Origin of the sequence: Lactococcus sp. FSL W8-0209, from assembly GCF_038006585.1 — a bacterium.
Taxonomy (GTDB): domain Bacteria; phylum Bacillota; class Bacilli; order Lactobacillales; family Streptococcaceae; genus Lactococcus; species Lactococcus lactis.
Genome location: NZ_JBBOVN010000001.1, coordinates 18929 through 33516, shown reverse-complemented (window position 1 = coordinate 33516; position 14588 = coordinate 18929). Strand labels below are relative to the sequence as shown.

The following is a 14588-nucleotide window of genomic DNA, read 5'->3' as shown; positions in this document are numbered from 1 at the left end:
CATTTTTGATGTAGCATTTTTTTATAAATGTAGTCTAAAAATCGATAAACTTTCCGATATTTTATCAATAATTATTGTACAATTAACATGTAAACGATTTATATTGATAAAGTTACTGACAAGATGTAAGTATCAGCGATAAATATTAAGGTAAAATGATTACTAAATCTGTTAGTAAAAAAATAAAGAGAGGAAGACAAATTTAAATGATTTTTTTAAAAAAAATATTTAAATTTGTAAATAAAACTTATGGAACTTGTACAATTTGGTTGTGAAGACTGGCTCAATGTTTGGGAAAAATCTGCAACGATTGATATTGCTCAGTCAACCATTGATTCGTTATCTTTGGAAGAAGTTTTGGCCTTCGAAGAAGATAATGGCGAAGCTTTTATGTCACAGATGATGAAAGAAAAATTCAGTTATGGTTGGATTGAGGGTTCACCAGCCTTTAAATCAGAAGTGGTAAAACTTTATAAAAGAGTGCCAGAGGATAATATTTTATCTACAAATGGAGCTACCGGAGCAAATTTCCTTACAATTTTAGGGTTAATTGGCCAAGGTGATCATGTGATTGCTCAATATCCTTCTTATCAACAACTGTATGATTGGCCTAAAACATTAGGTGCCCAAGTTGATTATTGGCATATCAAAGAAGAAAATAATTGGTTGCCACAAATTGAAGAATTACGTCGTTTAGTTAAAAGTAATACAAAACTTATTTGTTTAAACAATGCGGCCCAACCAACCGGAGCAATCATGAGTCCTAAATTTTTGTCAGAAGTAGTTGAAATTGCACGCAGTGTTGATGCTTATATTCTTTGTGATGAAGTTTATCTTCCACTGGATGAAGAAACGCCTTATTCACCTATTGCTGATTTATATGAAAAAGGAATATCAACTAACTCTATTTCTAAAACTTATTCTGTACCAGGAATTCGTGTGGGTTGGGTAGCCACTCAAGACCGTGACCTTTGTAATGAATTTAGAAAAATCCGGGATTATACCTTGATTTGTACCGGAGTATTTGATGACGCCGTAGCGGCTTTAGTATTGAAATATAAAGATAAAGTACTTGAACGCGCTCGTAAAATTGTCAAAGGCAATTTATCAATTTTGAAAGAATGGGTGGAAAATGAACCTTTAGTTTCAATGGTTTATCCCAATGCAGTCTCTGTAAGTTTTGTTAAATTTGAAGAACTTGATCCGACAAAAACTGAAAATTTTGCAATCCAACTTCTTCGTGAAAAAGGTGTCCTAATTATTCCTGGAAATCGTTTTGATTTACCAGGCTATGCTAGGATTGGGTATTGTACAGATGAAACAACCTTACGTCAAGGTCTTAAACTCTTATCTGAATTTTTGAGAGAATATCAGGTTTGATATATTCTTTATAAAATACATTTCTGTTTTACTAAAGTGTATAAAAAGTGCATAATAAAGAACTGATAGTATAATTATAATTGAAGAATATAAAATAGTCTCTATATTCAAGAGACTCTTTTATATTTATAAATGATATTATACAAATTTAATTATAGGAAATTTATGATTAAATAGTAGAAAGTGAGTAAATGGAAAACAAGAAAACAAAAGGGATTAGCCTTTTTGCACTATTAGCAATTATTATTTCTGGAGCAATTGGAGGTGGAGTCTTCAATCTTGCTAATGACCTCGCCAATGGTTCAACACCCGGTGGAGTCATGATTTCATGGCTCTTTATTGGTTTTGGGATTTTCATGCTTGTCTTGAGTTTTAATCGACTGATTACAATTAGACCCAAACTTTCCGGAGTCTCCGACTATGCTCGAGAAGGGTTTGGAGACTTTATCGGTTTTCTATCAGGATGGGGTTACTGGATTTCAGCTTGGACTGGAACAATTGGTTTTGCAGTTTTAATGATGACATCTGCTGACTATTTCTTCCCTGGCAAATTTGCTAATTCCAATGGTTCGTTGACTGTTTTATCAGTAATTATTGTTTCAATAATCTCATGGATATTAATGTTTCTAGTTGACCGAGGAGTAGAAACTGCCGCCCTTGTAAATGCGGTTGTTATGATTGCAAAGCTCATTCCTTTAGTCGTATTTTCAATCACAGGGATTATCCTATTTAAAGCTGATGTATTCACTCAACATTTTTGGCAAACTTTCACAAGCAATCTAGCTGCGGATGGGTCAGTCAAAAGCCTAGTTTGGCATGCGATGACTGCTGGTGGACTCCTTGATCAAATTAAAGGCTCGCTGATGGTCATGGTCTGGGTATTTGTCGGGATTGAAGGCGCAGCGATGATGGGAAATCGGGCAAAGAAAAAATCGGATACAGCTAAAGCGACAATTATTGGTCTAGCAGTTTTGCTTGTCATTTATGTCCTTTTATCATTACTTCCTTATGGTTATATGGACCAGGCAAGTTTGGCAAATGTTAAAGCACCAGGCTTAGTTTATATTCTTAACGAGATGGTCGGTGGCTGGGGCGGAAGTCTGATGGCAATTGGACTAATGATTTCCTTATTAGGAGCTTGGCTTTCGTGGACAATGTTACCAGTTGAGGCGACACAACAATTGGCAGAGCAAAAACTATTGCCAAGTTGGTTTGGTAAGCTGAATAAATATCATGCGCCAAGTAATTCTTTGCTTATTACTCAGCTGATGATTCAAATCTTTATTATCATTACATATTTTGTAGCCAATGCTTATAATGTCTTTATTTATATGGCAACAGCTGTAATTATGATTTGTTATGCTTTGGTTGGAGCTTATCTTCTTAAAATTGGGATTAAAGAAGGTTCAATTAAAAATATATTAATAGGATTTTTCACCTTTGCTTTTCAAGCTCTGGCCCTTTATTTTTCTGGTTGGCAATATGTTTGGTTGGCGATGATTCTTTATACGATTGGTTTCATTTTATTTATTAAAGCGAAAAAAGAAAGTCGACAAGCAATATCAGTCAAGGAATGGGCAGGAATGTTCATTGTGGCCTTACTAGGAGTTTTAGCAATTCTGGTCTTGATTTGTGGCGCAAAATCAGGAACAGCTTTAGATCTTCGGGGATTACTAGGCTACTAAACAAAATATAAAAATAAGTTGTCTTATATAAATTAATTTTATCGGTATTTTTCTAAAAGTGAATAAAGGAGAGAATTGATGAGAACTTTTTCAGAAGTTAAGGAATTATTAGCTGATCTTGAAATTCCTTATAATATAGTAGAACATCCAGCAAGTCATTCAACTGAGGAGTCGGATAACTACATTAAAGATTATGAAGGTTGTCGTTCCAAAACTTTAATCTTAGCCAATAAAAAGTCTACCCAGTTCTATATGATAATTATGGATGATGCTAAACAGGTTGATATGAATCGCTTGGGAGAAATTATTGGAGTGAAGAGACTTCACTTTGTCTCGGAAGAACGACTAGAAGATATGCTTGGATTAAACTCCGGAATTGTTTCTCTTTTTGGACTTGTTGGTAAACATTATGATAATATGCATATTTATTTTGACCAACAAATGCTAGATGACTATCAAATTCAAACTTTTCATCCTAATGATAATACCAAAACTATTTTCTTTGCGATGGATGCTTGTTTTACAATTTTGAAGTCGCAGGGCTATGATTATCAAATTATTGATTTATAAATTAAAACTCTTACTTGTTAAGAGTTTTTTTGTAATCAATCTATTGAGTCTGAAAACTAATTCTTGTATAATAGCAATATGTTAACTTTCCCACTCATCAATGACACTTCGCGAAAAATCATTCATATTGATATGGATGCCTTTTTTGCTTCTGTTGAAGTGCGTGATAATCCGAGTTTAAAAGGTAAGCCGGTTGTTATTGCCAGAAATCCATTACAGACAGGTGGACGTGGCGTGGTTTCAACTTGTTCTTATGAAGCGCGTGCTTTTGGAATACATTCGGCAATGAGTGCTAAAGAAGCTTATGATCTTTGCCCACAAGCTATTTTTATTTCAGGAAACTATGAAAAATACACAAAAGTAAGTAAACAAGTTCGTGAAATCTTTAAACGTTATACCGATGATATTGAAGCAGCTTCAATTGATGAGGCCTATTTAGATGTAACAGAAAATAAAATCGGTGCTCAATCAGCAATTAAAATTGCTAAGTTGATTCAGCATGATATATTTGTTGAGTTAGGTTTAACCTGTTCTGCAGGAGTTTCTTATAATAAATTTTTAGCGAAAATTGCATCTGATTATGAAAAGCCCCATGGCTTAACCTTAATTATGCCAGAAGAAGCATTAGAATTTTTAGCAAAATTACCGGTGGAAAAATTTCATGGTGTTGGAAAAGCGACAGTTCCTAAATTGCACGCACTAGGTTTCTTTAATGGGGGAGATTTACAAAAAGCAGACCCAGTTGATTTAGCTGAAAGATTCGGAGTTTATGGTTGGGAGCTTTATCAAAAGGCCAATGGAATACATAACTCGAAAGTCAAAAATTACCGTGAGCGAAAGTCAGTTGGAAAAGAGCGAACTTATGGTAAACTATTATATCTTCCGGATGATATTAAAGCAGAGTTGAGTAAAATTTCTGGTAAAGTTTCCGACTCATTAAAGAGTCATCAATTAAAAGGAAGTATTGTCATTTTAAAATTGAGATACTCTGATTTTACAACATTGACAAAAAGAAAATCTTTAGCAGAAAAGTTAGAAAGTCCAGAAGAAATTGCAGAAGTAGCACAAGAGATATTTGAAGAACTTGAATATGATGAAAGTTTAGGAGTAAGGCTTTTAGGGGTTACGGTGACAGAATTTGGTGTCCCAAAAGAAACATTAGATATGCAATAGTTAGAAACGGGATGAAGGCAATTTCAGCCCGCTTTTTTGTGATTAGATAATAAATGATACCAAGTGAACAAGCAATTTGAAGGAGCAGCATTTCGTTTAAGAAAGTTAGAGAAAATGAAGCGGTAAAAAACCATAAAAAATCACCGCTGCCAACTCTTAAATTGAATTTTTCAGCTAAGACGGCTAAAATAAGCCAAAAATAGAAAAGGGGAGAAAGAGGAAATATTAAAATAAAACTGAGTGCAAAAATAAACCAGATAACAAAAGGAAAACTGTGCTGACGATAATCAAAAGCAGATAAAATTAGTGAAAGAATAATCAGTAAAAATTGATTAGGTTTAAGATAATTTACCCAAGCTAAAACAAAAATTAAAGCTGATGAGAACTCCAAAAAAACATATAAATATGGAATTTTACTTTTACAATAACGGCAATGTGAGCCAGAACATATTTGAGAAAAAATAGGAATTAGATCACGATAGGCTAAAAGTTGCTGACAAGAATCACAATGTGAGCGTCCAAAAATAATTGATTTTCTTAGTGGAATACGGTCAACTATTAAGCCAAAAAATGAGCCAAAAATACTTCCAATTACAAATATAAATAAAATGTCCATACTAATCTATACGAAATAAATGAAGAATTGTAACTTTAAATACAGCGAAAAAAGAAAATAAGTAAATCATTTGAGAAAAAAATCTCATTGGTTTATAATATATTTATAGAAAAGTTAATATTAAGTCTCTTTATGACATTTAATATTTAAAAAATGGAGGTTAGTTATGTCAAATGAACACACACAAGAAGTTTTAAATCAAACAGTTGCTGATTTATCAAAAGCATCAGCACTTGTTCATCAAATCCACTGGTATTTGCGTGGTCCAGGTTTTCTTTACCTACACCCAAAAATGGATGAATTAAAAGATCAATTGGATGAACATTTGGACGAATTTGCAGAACGTCTAATCACTATTGGTGGTTCTCCAGTTTCAACTTTAGCAGAATTTGATAAAAATTCTAAAATTGAAATGACTCCCGCCGTTTGGGGAAAATCTAATTCAGAACGTGTGAAAGAATTGATTGTTGCTTACAAATATTTGACTCAACTCTTCAAAGATGGCATTAAAATTGCTGGTGATGATGGTGATGATGTGACAGTTGACTTATATACGACTGCTCTTGGAGATATTGAAAAAACACTTTGGATGATTGAAGCTGAAGTAGGTTAATTACTTTATAAATAAAAAACTCTCTGTCAGTTAATGATAGAGAGTTTTTTATTTGAAATTTACTAATAAGACGATTAGTAATTAGATACCAGATTTAGTTTTACCATTCCAAGAATTCAAACCACTTTTAAGGATATAAACTTCAGGAATGCCAGCTTTTTTTAGTTTTTTAGCAACTTTTGCTCCGCCAACAGGACGACCATTTTCATAAATGAGTACAGGTTTATGTTTACTTAAGGCATTTAAACTTTGGTCAATTTGTCCAGCAGGAAGATTACGTGCACCAAGAATATGTTTAATACGAAAATCTTTTGCTTCACGAATATCAATTAATTGAGAAGTAGGCATTAAACGAGCAAACTCAGCTTCTTCAACAAGTTTAGCATTACGACGAAGATTCCAACGAGGATAGACAAACATTCCGATAATTACTAAAACAAGAATGATATCAATGATAATAATAACCAAAATTATTCTCCTTTAAATTTAAGAGCAAGACTTGCGGCACCGATAATTCCAGCGTCATTTCCAAGGATAGCAAGTTTGATTTTACTTGAGTTACGAACAGTTGAAAAGGCATATTTAGTGAAATATTTTTCAACTTTTTCACGTAAGAATTCTCCAGCAGCAGAAACACCACCACCGATGACGATTGAAGCAGGGTTCAAAGTAGAACCAAGGTTTGCACAAGCAAAACCGAGATAATAAGCAAATTTATCAACAACGGATAAGCTGAAGTGATCTCCTTCTTGAGCTGCAAAGAAGATGTCTTTAGAAGTCACTTCATCACCATTGTCAATAGCTGCTTTAATAGTAGAATCACCTTCGTATTCTTCAGCGAATTTACGAGCTAAACGAACGATACCTGTTGCAGAAGTTACTGTTTCCAAGCAACCGCGATTTCCACAAGTACATTCAAAACCATCAGGGTCAACACAAATGTGGCCAATTTCGCCACCAGCTCCGGCAACACCATGAACAAGCTCACCTGAAGCGATAATTCCGCCACCAACACCAGTTCCAAGAGTAATGAAAACAACATCTGGATTATTTTCACCTGCCCCTACCCAACGTTCACCAAGAGCAGCAACGTTAGCATCGTTATCCAAAATGAATGGAAGGCCAACACCTTCAGAGATTGGTTTACCTACTTCTTGAGTATCTGCCCAGTTTAAGTTAAAAGCAGCTTTTACGGTACTTTCAGAAATATTTACTGAACCCGGTGTTCCCATTCCAATTCCAAGAAATTCAGATTTGTCCAAGTTATAAAGGCTTAAACGGTGGTTGATTGATTCAATAATATCAGGAACGATATGTTTTCCATCTTCTAAAATATTTGTCGGAATAGACCATTTATCTTGAACCTCACCATCGAGTGTTAAAATTCCAAATTTAATTGAAGTTCCACCAAGGTCTATACCGATAATTTTACTTGCAGTCATGTTTTTTTCTCCAATCTGACAATAAAAAAAGAATCATTTTTTATTGTTCGTAGATTTTTTCTTTTCAATTCTCTCTTCACGTGCCAAAATCAAGCGAGCAGTCAAATAGTCATGGTCACTTTTTTGAAATATTCCTGATTCAAGCATTTTTCCTAATTCAATTTGCATAAAAGCAATCGCATCCAAACGATCTGGAAAAAGATTGATGTATCCATATTTTTTCAGCATTTCCTGCACGTCATAGAGAGTTTTCATTACTACATTTTACCGTATTTGATAAAGGCTTTCAAGTCCAAGCTATATGTAAAAGAGAGTGAATAGCGCAGAATTTGCTTATAAAATGGTATAATACAATATAATTTGAAAACGTAACTAAAAAGATATTTAATGGTAATGATGCTTTTGGAATAAGATTATAGTTAAAATTTACTTGTTGAGGGTAAAAAATGAATAGAATTTTGATTGATGCGGACTTTTATGCAGTAAATCGCTTGGAGCGATTTGTTCTTGAAAATGAAAAAGAACTTGGGATAAAAGACAAGGTTGACGCAACAATGGTATTCTATAATCATCAAGATATCTATAAATATTTTCAAATTTATCTTGAAGAAGTTAAGACTTGTTTTATAAAAATTGCACAAAAAGAAGAGTTCGAAATACTGAAAAAAATACAGAAGTTAGAAAGTAAGGCATTTTTTCTTATCTATACTGATAATCCTGACTTAAAAGATGAATTATTGAACTTTACTACCTCTCCGCTGTGGACTCAAATGACTGTGGCTAGTGACGCTGATACTGAAATTAGAGAAATGATTAAGAAAGTGTTGCTCTACTGTTTTACAAATGAGCTAACTATTGTCGAAATCAGTGGTTATCCAATTTCGATAGATTCTCTTTTATATATTGAAGCGGACAAAACACATCGAAATTATCTTAAAGCCATCACAAAAGATAATGAATGTTTAGTTCGTGGTACGATTTCTGATGTAAAAAAGAAAATTCCCAATTTACTTGCACTTGGACGCGGTTTACTTGTTGATACAAATAAAATTCGTCGAATTGAAGAAGACGGATTGACGCTATGTTTCAAACAAAGCTTGAAAAAAGTCAAAGCACCGGCGGTTTGCAAAAAAGAGTTAAAAGAACTCAAAAAACATTCAAAACGAATAAAATAATCACTCTTTTTTAGGGTGATTTTTGTTTTTGCCTGATAAAAACTCAATTTCATCACAGAAAATGCGATTTCGTCACAAAAATGATGAAATTATGCAAAAAAAGATTGTAAGCAAAAATGAAAAGGTTTACAATCGAAATATAGAAATTTAACATCAACTTAAAAATGTTAAACAAACGAATTCGACCAGAGGCTTGTACACCCTCAAAGTGAGGAAAGGAGGTACTAAAAATTTTGTTGTAGTAGAATTTTTAAAAGGTTCTACAAAAGATTAGAAATTTTTAGAAAGGAAGTAGAAAAATGCAAACTAAAAAATTACTTGTTTCAACACTTATCCTTGCGGCTCTCGGTGTGACTATTCTTCAAGTCAGTCCCGTTTTCGCTATTAATCGTTCAACTTATTCTCAAGGCTCAACTAATGATAAAAAATACGGCATGCGAGCCTACGCTGCTTATTGGAATAACTATGGAAATCATTGGGCTGAAGTAGCTTATGCACACCAATATGGAAATAATACTATAAATGCTCATGCTAACCGACAAGCATATGCATGGTTAAATACCTACTGGGGTCAACGAGTTAACTTTTACCATGGTAATGGATATATTCCTGGTAAACTTTGGGGATAAAAATAATGAAAAAAATAAAATATATTTTTCTGGCTGTGGCTACAATGCTAGTCACAGCCTTTTATATCATCAATATCCAGCCAAAAAGTCAAGACATTATTGCGGACCGACTTCCAAAGGGTGTGCTTGTCGCCAACAATGCGGAACAAAATCCAAATCATATTCCTAGCAATCAAGAGGTTCTTGTTGCACTAGATAACTATGCTAAAACTCACAAACTCTTTATTGTTGCGACAGTCGTTACTCCAGAAGGTAACGCCGGCTTTCATCCGGAATATATGACTTTTGGTAAAGGAATTTTGGGAAATAATATGATTTTATTCCCCAAAGCTGACCGTGCAGACAATGAATTGTTGGGTATGGGTGCAACTTATAATATTCTAAGAGGACATGGAAGTGCCGAGGAGTTAAGTCAATATTTAAGCCAGAAATTCCATGTTATGACTTCCGCTGTTTCAAAGATGTCGCTTTTCGATGAATATTACAACATCTATGGTAATCCACAGGCTGTAACCTTATTGATAAGTATCTTTCTGGCTTTTGTCGGCTTAGCTATTTTTGTAAGAATCTCAGAGTTACGAAAATCAGGAATAGAGCTTTTGTCTGGAAAGACCTTGTTGAATACTGTATTTTCAGATAGTATTTGTGATATAAAGTTTATCTCAATTTTGACGATTATTGCTATGATAGGGACTTCTAGTTACTTGCTCATAACTGGTCTAAGCAACTTCTCACTTCACATTTTTGCTTTATTTTCTATCTTTTTTTCTTCTCTGATATTTGTGCTATTGTCATGCTTAGTAAGTGCAATAATCATGATTGTCCTCTCTCGGAGTCAGCTTAATTCACTTATCAAAGGGAAACTACCGACAATAGCTTTGATGGTTCTTGTGGTTTTGATGCAATTTGCTGTGAGTCTTGTCCTTGTCACAAGTCTATCAGGAATTCACTATAATCAAATTGAATTAAAAAAACAGGAATCTGATTTAGATAAATGGAAAGAAGAAAAAGATTATTATACTTTCCCTTATGCTTCTATTAATTTGCAAGTAAGTAATCAAGAAGCAAAAGCATGGTGGAACTTTTATAATATGGAAGTAACGAAAGATGATGCGATATTCGTTAGACATGATTTATTTGCTGGACCAGAAGAAAGTAGCCAAGACCAACTTTTCGTTACACCAAGTTATTTGAAAGCACAACATATCAAGGCTAAAGAAGACTTTTCTAATCTCAAACTTGGGGAATACGCTCTTTTGATACCGAAAAATCAAATGAAAAACCGTCAAAAACTTATCACTAAATATAATAAATCATTGACGGAAACCACACAAAACGGTAAAAAAGAGACTAAGATGAAGGCAAAATACGTTGAAGAAGTACCAAATGGCGAAAAACGTTTTATTTACAATGTGGCTTATGAGAAAATGACAACGCAACAAGAAATCTCTGACCCAATTATTGTTGTGATAACACCGCAATCATCAGGAGAAGAAACGGGCATATCATGGGCAGGGGATAATGATTATTTCTTTGTGAGAGGTAAAGAACAAACGCTTAATAGGCTGAAAGAGTTGGGACTATACGATAAGGTTCATTATTTAGTTAATGCCTATGGACAGTATGAAGCACAGACAAATCTTGTAAAAGAGAGTTTAAGTATGGCAATCATATCAGCCATTATAACGATTATTGTCATTAGCTTTTTCTATATTTTACTTCATGTCCTTTACTTTACTCATTTCAGAAGAACAATCGTAATAAAATTTATTTCTGGAATGCCCAACTTGAGAATTCATCGTCGGTTCATTTTTGTAGAGTTAGGATTACTTTTGATTTTATTACCAACATTGACAATAATCAGCAATGAGTTTTTATATTCTCTTTTTGTTGTAAGTGCTTAGTGGTTTATTTCGCTCATTATCCTACTTGTTCAAATGAAGAATTTTGAAAATGGACAAATAAATAGTTTGAAAGGAGAATAGATGTTTGAATTAACTAATATTACTAAAGAATTTTTACATAGAAAGATTTTTGATAACTTTAAATTAACCTTTGAAGCTGGGAAAGTTTATGCCATTATCGGTCAATCAGGTTCTGGTAAAACAACCTTACTGAATATGATTGCTAAACTTGAATCCTACGAGGGAAGTATTCTTTATGAGGGAAAAGAATTATCAAAAATCAAGAAACATTCCTATTTTCTAAATGATTTGTCTTATCTTTTTCAAAATTTTGGATTGATTGAAAATGAAACGATTGATAAAAATTTGGATTTGGGATTGATTAATCAAAAGTTATCCAAGAAAACTAAACAAGAAAAAAAGCTTGAAACTTTGGCACAAGTTAATGTAGCCTATTTAAAACTCAATCAAAAAATTTATGAATTGTCAGGTGGTGAGGCACAGCGTGTGGCACTTGCTAAAGCGATTTTGAAGGATTCACCGGTTATTTTGGCAGATGAGCCAACAGCAGCACTAGATTCTGAGAATAGTGAAGAAGTGATGAAACTGCTTTTGAGTATGAAAAATGAAAATCGGATTATTATTATCGCAACGCATAACCCTGCCATTTGGAAAATGGCAGATGAGGTTGTTGAATTGTCCAGATAGAGAGTGATAGATATGAAAAAATATATAGTATTTACATTTATTTTAGGGTTGCTCAGCTTCTTTCTTCCATTTCTTCTTGATTTTTAATATTTTGATTTATGTAGATGTTTATAAAATGCGAGTGTAGATATAGTAATGAATATGGAGGGCAGAAAAATGTTGATAAGAAAAATAAAAATCTGGCAAGTATCTCTTGCATTTGTCATTTGGATAGGAACCATGTTTCTTCCTGCAACGGTAAATCAGGCTAAATTGAATACGAATTTTGACTATAAAAAAAGTCGAGAAAATTTCTTTTATTTTCTTTTTCATCAAGTCCCTTTTTATAGTTTCATTTTGGGATTGGTGTTGCTTATATCACTTTTTCTCATTTATAGGAAAATAAAGTTTAGTGTCTATTTTTCTTTTGCTAGTCTTATTTTTTACATTAGTTTCTTAGTTATAGCTTTTCCGTCTATGATTATTTTTAATCATAGTTTATCTGGGAATACTTTTGGGGCTGAACTTTCTATCTTTCTAACCTTTTATGGAGCTGGATATATTATTGCTGTTCTATTTGGTTTAGTTGCTTTTCTTTTACTCTTTCTCTACAGTTTAAGAATAAAAGAATGTTAACAACATAATCATTTTTACTGATTTTATTAATTATAAAAAAATAAAGAACTCCTTAGAAATTTTTCTTTGGGGTTTTCATTTTGGAAGTAAAAAAATCTTTGTTAGGCTTGTAAACGTGTGCATTTACAGCTTTTAGAAAAGTGTGCTATAATGGGTTAGATATATACGAAAGTAAGGTATGATAAAATTGACTAAATTACGCGAAGATATTAGAAACGTCGCTATTATTGCCCACGTTGACCATGGTAAAACTACATTGGTTGACGAACTCTTAAAACAATCTCAAACGTTGGATGCTCGTAAAGAATTAGCTGAACGTGCGATGGACTCAAATGCACTTGAACAAGAACGTGGGATTACTATCCTTGCCAAAAATACAGCAGTTGAATATAACGGAACTCGTATCAACATCTTGGACACACCAGGTCACGCGGACTTCGGTGGAGAAGTTGAACGTATTATGAAAATGGTTGATGGGGTTGTCCTCGTTGTCGATGCTTATGAAGGAACAATGCCTCAAACACGTTTTGTTTTGAAAAAAGCTTTGGAACAAAACTTGACTCCAATCGTTGTTGTTAATAAGATTGACAAACCATCTGCTCGTCCAGCTGAAGTTGTTGATGAAGTTCTTGAACTTTTCATCGAACTTGGTGCTGATGACGAACAATTGGATTTCCCAGTTGTTTATGCTTCAGCAATCAATGGTTCTTCATCAATGTCTGATAATCCAGCTGATCAAGAACACACAATGGCAAATATTTTTGATACAATCATCGACCATATCCCTGGCCCAGTTGATAACTCTGATGAACCTTTGCAATTCCAAGTTTCACTTTTGGACTACAATGACTATGTTGGACGTATTGGTATTGGACGTGTTTTCCGTGGAACAATCAAAGTTGGGGACAGCGTTACTTTGTCTAAACTTGATGGTTCGACTAAAAACTTCCGCGTTACTAAACTTTTTGGTTTCTTCGGTCTTGACCGTCAAGAAATCCAAGAAGCAAAAGCTGGTGATTTGATTGCTTTGTCTGGTATGGAAGATATCTTCGTTGGGGAAACTGTTACACCTTCAGACCACGTTGAACCATTGCCAATCTTGCACATTGATGAACCTACTTTGCAAATGACTTTCCTTGCTAACAACTCACCTTTCGCTGGTCGCGAAGGAAAATGGGTAACATCACGTAAAGTTGAAGAACGTTTGGTTTCTGAATTGCAAACTGACGTTTCACTTCGTGTTGAAAACACTGAATCTCCTGATAAATGGGTTGTTTCTGGTCGTGGTGAATTGCACTTGTCAATTCTTATTGAAACAATGCGCCGTGAAGGATATGAACTTCAAGTTTCACGTCCTGAAGTTATCATCAAAGAAATTGATGGTGTTGCTTGCGAACCATTTGAACGTGTTCAAATCGACACTCCTGAAGAATACCAAGGTTCAATCATCCAAGCGCTCTCTGAACGTAAAGGTGATATGCTTGATATGCAAATCACTGGTAACGGTCAAGCGCGTTTGATTTTCCTTGTTCCTGCACGTGGTTTGATTGGATTCACAACAGAATTCATGTCAATGACTCGTGGATACGGAATCATGAACCATACTTTCGACCAATATCTTCCAGCTGTTAAGGGAGAAATCGGTGGACGTCACCGTGGTTCTTTGATTTCTATGGATTCAGGTCAAGTTACTTCTTACGCAATGGGTTACGTTCAAGAACGTGGACAACTTTTTGTTGATGCAGGTACTGAAGTTTATGGTGGGATGATTGTTGGTGAACACAGTCGTGATAATGATTTGACTGTAAATATCACTAAAATGAAACAACAAACAAACGTTCGTTCTTCAAATAAAGACTCTACATCTGTTTTGAACACACCAAAAATTCTTTCACTTGAAGAATCTTTGGAATTCCTTGGAGATGATGATTACTTGGAAGTAACTCCAGAATCAATCCGCTTGCGTAAACAAATTTTGGATAAAGCAATGCGTGAAAAATCAACTAAGAAGAAAAAATAAGTTTAATCAAATAGAGAAACTTGATTTTCAATTATTGAAAGTTTGATGATGAATAAAT

The 14588-nt window shown here is 33.9% G+C and carries 15 protein-coding genes; 11 read left to right on the top strand and 4 right to left on the bottom strand.

Annotation, left to right across the window (positions count from 1 at the left end):
* The first annotated feature begins 249 nt into the window (after positions 1-249).
* From MKX45_RS00185 to dinB, 4 genes are all read left to right on the top strand, one after another.
* Entirely contained in the window at positions 250-1380 is a 1131-nt protein-coding gene (locus tag MKX45_RS00185) for an aminotransferase (protein WP_340816697.1), read from the top strand.
* Between the two features lie 191 nt (positions 1381-1571).
* Positions 1572-3065 carry a basic amino acid/polyamine antiporter gene (locus MKX45_RS00180; RefSeq protein WP_340816696.1) on the top strand — a complete coding sequence of 498 codons (1494 nt, stop codon included), beginning with the start codon at positions 1572-1574 and terminating at the stop codon, positions 3063-3065.
* Between the two features lie 78 nt (positions 3066-3143).
* A complete protein-coding gene (locus MKX45_RS00175; protein WP_015427124.1) occupies positions 3144-3635 on the top strand; it encodes a prolyl-tRNA synthetase associated domain-containing protein in 492 nt (163 codons plus the stop codon).
* A gap of 78 nt (positions 3636-3713) precedes the next feature.
* The gene (dinB, locus tag MKX45_RS00170; RefSeq protein WP_057720371.1) at positions 3714-4808 is read left to right on the top strand and encodes a DNA polymerase IV; all 1095 of its coding nucleotides are present in this window, start codon (positions 3714-3716) and stop codon (positions 4806-4808) included.
* Here dinB and MKX45_RS00165 read toward each other — a convergent pair.
* Positions 4759-5424 (bottom strand): prepilin peptidase, encoded by a 666-nt coding sequence (locus tag MKX45_RS00165; RefSeq protein ID WP_057720372.1) that lies wholly within the window; start codon positions 5422-5424, stop codon positions 4759-4761. The two genes, dinB and MKX45_RS00165, sit on opposite strands and share 50 nt — an antisense overlap.
* A 166-nt stretch (positions 5425-5590) precedes the next feature.
* Here MKX45_RS00165 and MKX45_RS00160 point away from each other — a divergent pair, with 166 nt between their 5' ends.
* Positions 5591-6037, top strand: coding sequence for a Dps family protein (locus MKX45_RS00160; RefSeq protein ID WP_004254538.1), 447 nt, complete (start codon positions 5591-5593; stop codon positions 6035-6037).
* A gap of 81 nt (positions 6038-6118) precedes the next feature.
* Here MKX45_RS00160 and MKX45_RS00155 read toward each other — a convergent pair whose 3' ends face one another.
* The 3 genes from MKX45_RS00155 to MKX45_RS00145 are packed head-to-tail and all read right to left on the bottom strand — an operon-like array spanning position 6119 to position 7734.
* Positions 6119-6505: a rhodanese-like domain-containing protein gene (locus MKX45_RS00155; protein ID WP_004254540.1), complete on the bottom strand. Its 387-nt coding sequence runs from the start codon at positions 6503-6505 to the stop codon at positions 6119-6121.
* A gap of 2 nt (positions 6506-6507) precedes the next feature.
* A complete protein-coding gene (locus MKX45_RS00150; protein WP_057720373.1) occupies positions 6508-7479 on the bottom strand; it encodes an ROK family glucokinase in 972 nt (323 codons plus the stop codon).
* A 33-nt stretch (positions 7480-7512) separates the two neighbouring features.
* Positions 7513-7734 (bottom strand): YqgQ family protein, encoded by a 222-nt coding sequence (locus MKX45_RS00145; RefSeq protein WP_057720374.1) that lies wholly within the window; start codon positions 7732-7734, stop codon positions 7513-7515.
* Positions 7735-7925: 191 nt separating this feature from the next.
* On the opposite strand from MKX45_RS00145, the gene MKX45_RS00140 reads away from it, so the two are divergent.
* From MKX45_RS00140 to typA, 6 genes are all read left to right on the top strand, one after another.
* The gene (locus MKX45_RS00140; RefSeq protein WP_057720375.1) at positions 7926-8654 is read left to right on the top strand and encodes a LytTR family transcriptional regulator DNA-binding domain-containing protein; all 729 of its coding nucleotides are present in this window, start codon (positions 7926-7928) and stop codon (positions 8652-8654) included.
* A gap of 299 nt (positions 8655-8953) precedes the next feature.
* Complete coding sequence (locus tag MKX45_RS00135; RefSeq protein WP_057720376.1) at positions 8954-9283, top strand: lactococcin 972 family bacteriocin; 330 nt, start codon at positions 8954-8956, stop codon at positions 9281-9283.
* A 5-nt stretch (positions 9284-9288) separates the two neighbouring features.
* Positions 9289-11187, top strand: a complete 1899-nt coding sequence (locus tag MKX45_RS00130) for a bacteriocin-associated integral membrane family protein (protein WP_340816693.1) — start codon at positions 9289-9291, stop codon at positions 11185-11187.
* Positions 11188-11268: 81 nt separating this feature from the next.
* A complete protein-coding gene (locus tag MKX45_RS00125) occupies positions 11269-11895 on the top strand; it encodes an ABC transporter ATP-binding protein (protein ID WP_128267776.1) in 627 nt (208 codons plus the stop codon).
* A 156-nt stretch (positions 11896-12051) separates the two neighbouring features.
* A complete protein-coding gene (locus MKX45_RS00120; RefSeq protein WP_057720379.1) occupies positions 12052-12510 on the top strand; it encodes a hypothetical protein in 459 nt (152 codons plus the stop codon).
* Positions 12511-12697: 187 nt separating this feature from the next.
* Complete coding sequence (typA, locus tag MKX45_RS00115; RefSeq protein ID WP_025016832.1) at positions 12698-14530, top strand: translational GTPase TypA; 1833 nt, start codon at positions 12698-12700, stop codon at positions 14528-14530.
* Positions 14531-14588 lie beyond the last annotated feature (58 nt).

Coding starts and splice junctions, on each gene's coding strand:
- MKX45_RS00145 (WP_057720374.1), bottom strand. CDS start 7,734: ATGAAAACTCTCTATGACGTGCAGGAAATGCTGAAAAAATATGGATAC.
- MKX45_RS00180 (WP_340816696.1), top strand. CDS start 1,572: ATGGAAAACAAGAAAACAAAAGGGATTAGCCTTTTTGCACTATTAGCA.
- MKX45_RS00135 (WP_057720376.1), top strand. CDS start 8,954: ATGCAAACTAAAAAATTACTTGTTTCAACACTTATCCTTGCGGCTCTC.
- MKX45_RS00165 (WP_057720372.1), bottom strand. CDS start 5,424: ATGGACATTTTATTTATATTTGTAATTGGAAGTATTTTTGGCTCATTT.
- MKX45_RS00175 (WP_015427124.1), top strand. CDS start 3,144: ATGAGAACTTTTTCAGAAGTTAAGGAATTATTAGCTGATCTTGAAATT.
- MKX45_RS00150 (WP_057720373.1), bottom strand. CDS start 7,479: ATGACTGCAAGTAAAATTATCGGTATAGACCTTGGTGGAACTTCAATT.
- dinB (WP_057720371.1), top strand. CDS start 3,714: ATGTTAACTTTCCCACTCATCAATGACACTTCGCGAAAAATCATTCAT.
- MKX45_RS00125 (WP_128267776.1), top strand. CDS start 11,269: ATGTTTGAATTAACTAATATTACTAAAGAATTTTTACATAGAAAGATT.
- MKX45_RS00130 (WP_340816693.1), top strand. CDS start 9,289: ATGAAAAAAATAAAATATATTTTTCTGGCTGTGGCTACAATGCTAGTC.
- MKX45_RS00140 (WP_057720375.1), top strand. CDS start 7,926: ATGAATAGAATTTTGATTGATGCGGACTTTTATGCAGTAAATCGCTTG.
- MKX45_RS00120 (WP_057720379.1), top strand. CDS start 12,052: ATGTTGATAAGAAAAATAAAAATCTGGCAAGTATCTCTTGCATTTGTC.
- MKX45_RS00160 (WP_004254538.1), top strand. CDS start 5,591: ATGTCAAATGAACACACACAAGAAGTTTTAAATCAAACAGTTGCTGAT.
- MKX45_RS00185 (WP_340816697.1), top strand. CDS start 250: ATGGAACTTGTACAATTTGGTTGTGAAGACTGGCTCAATGTTTGGGAA.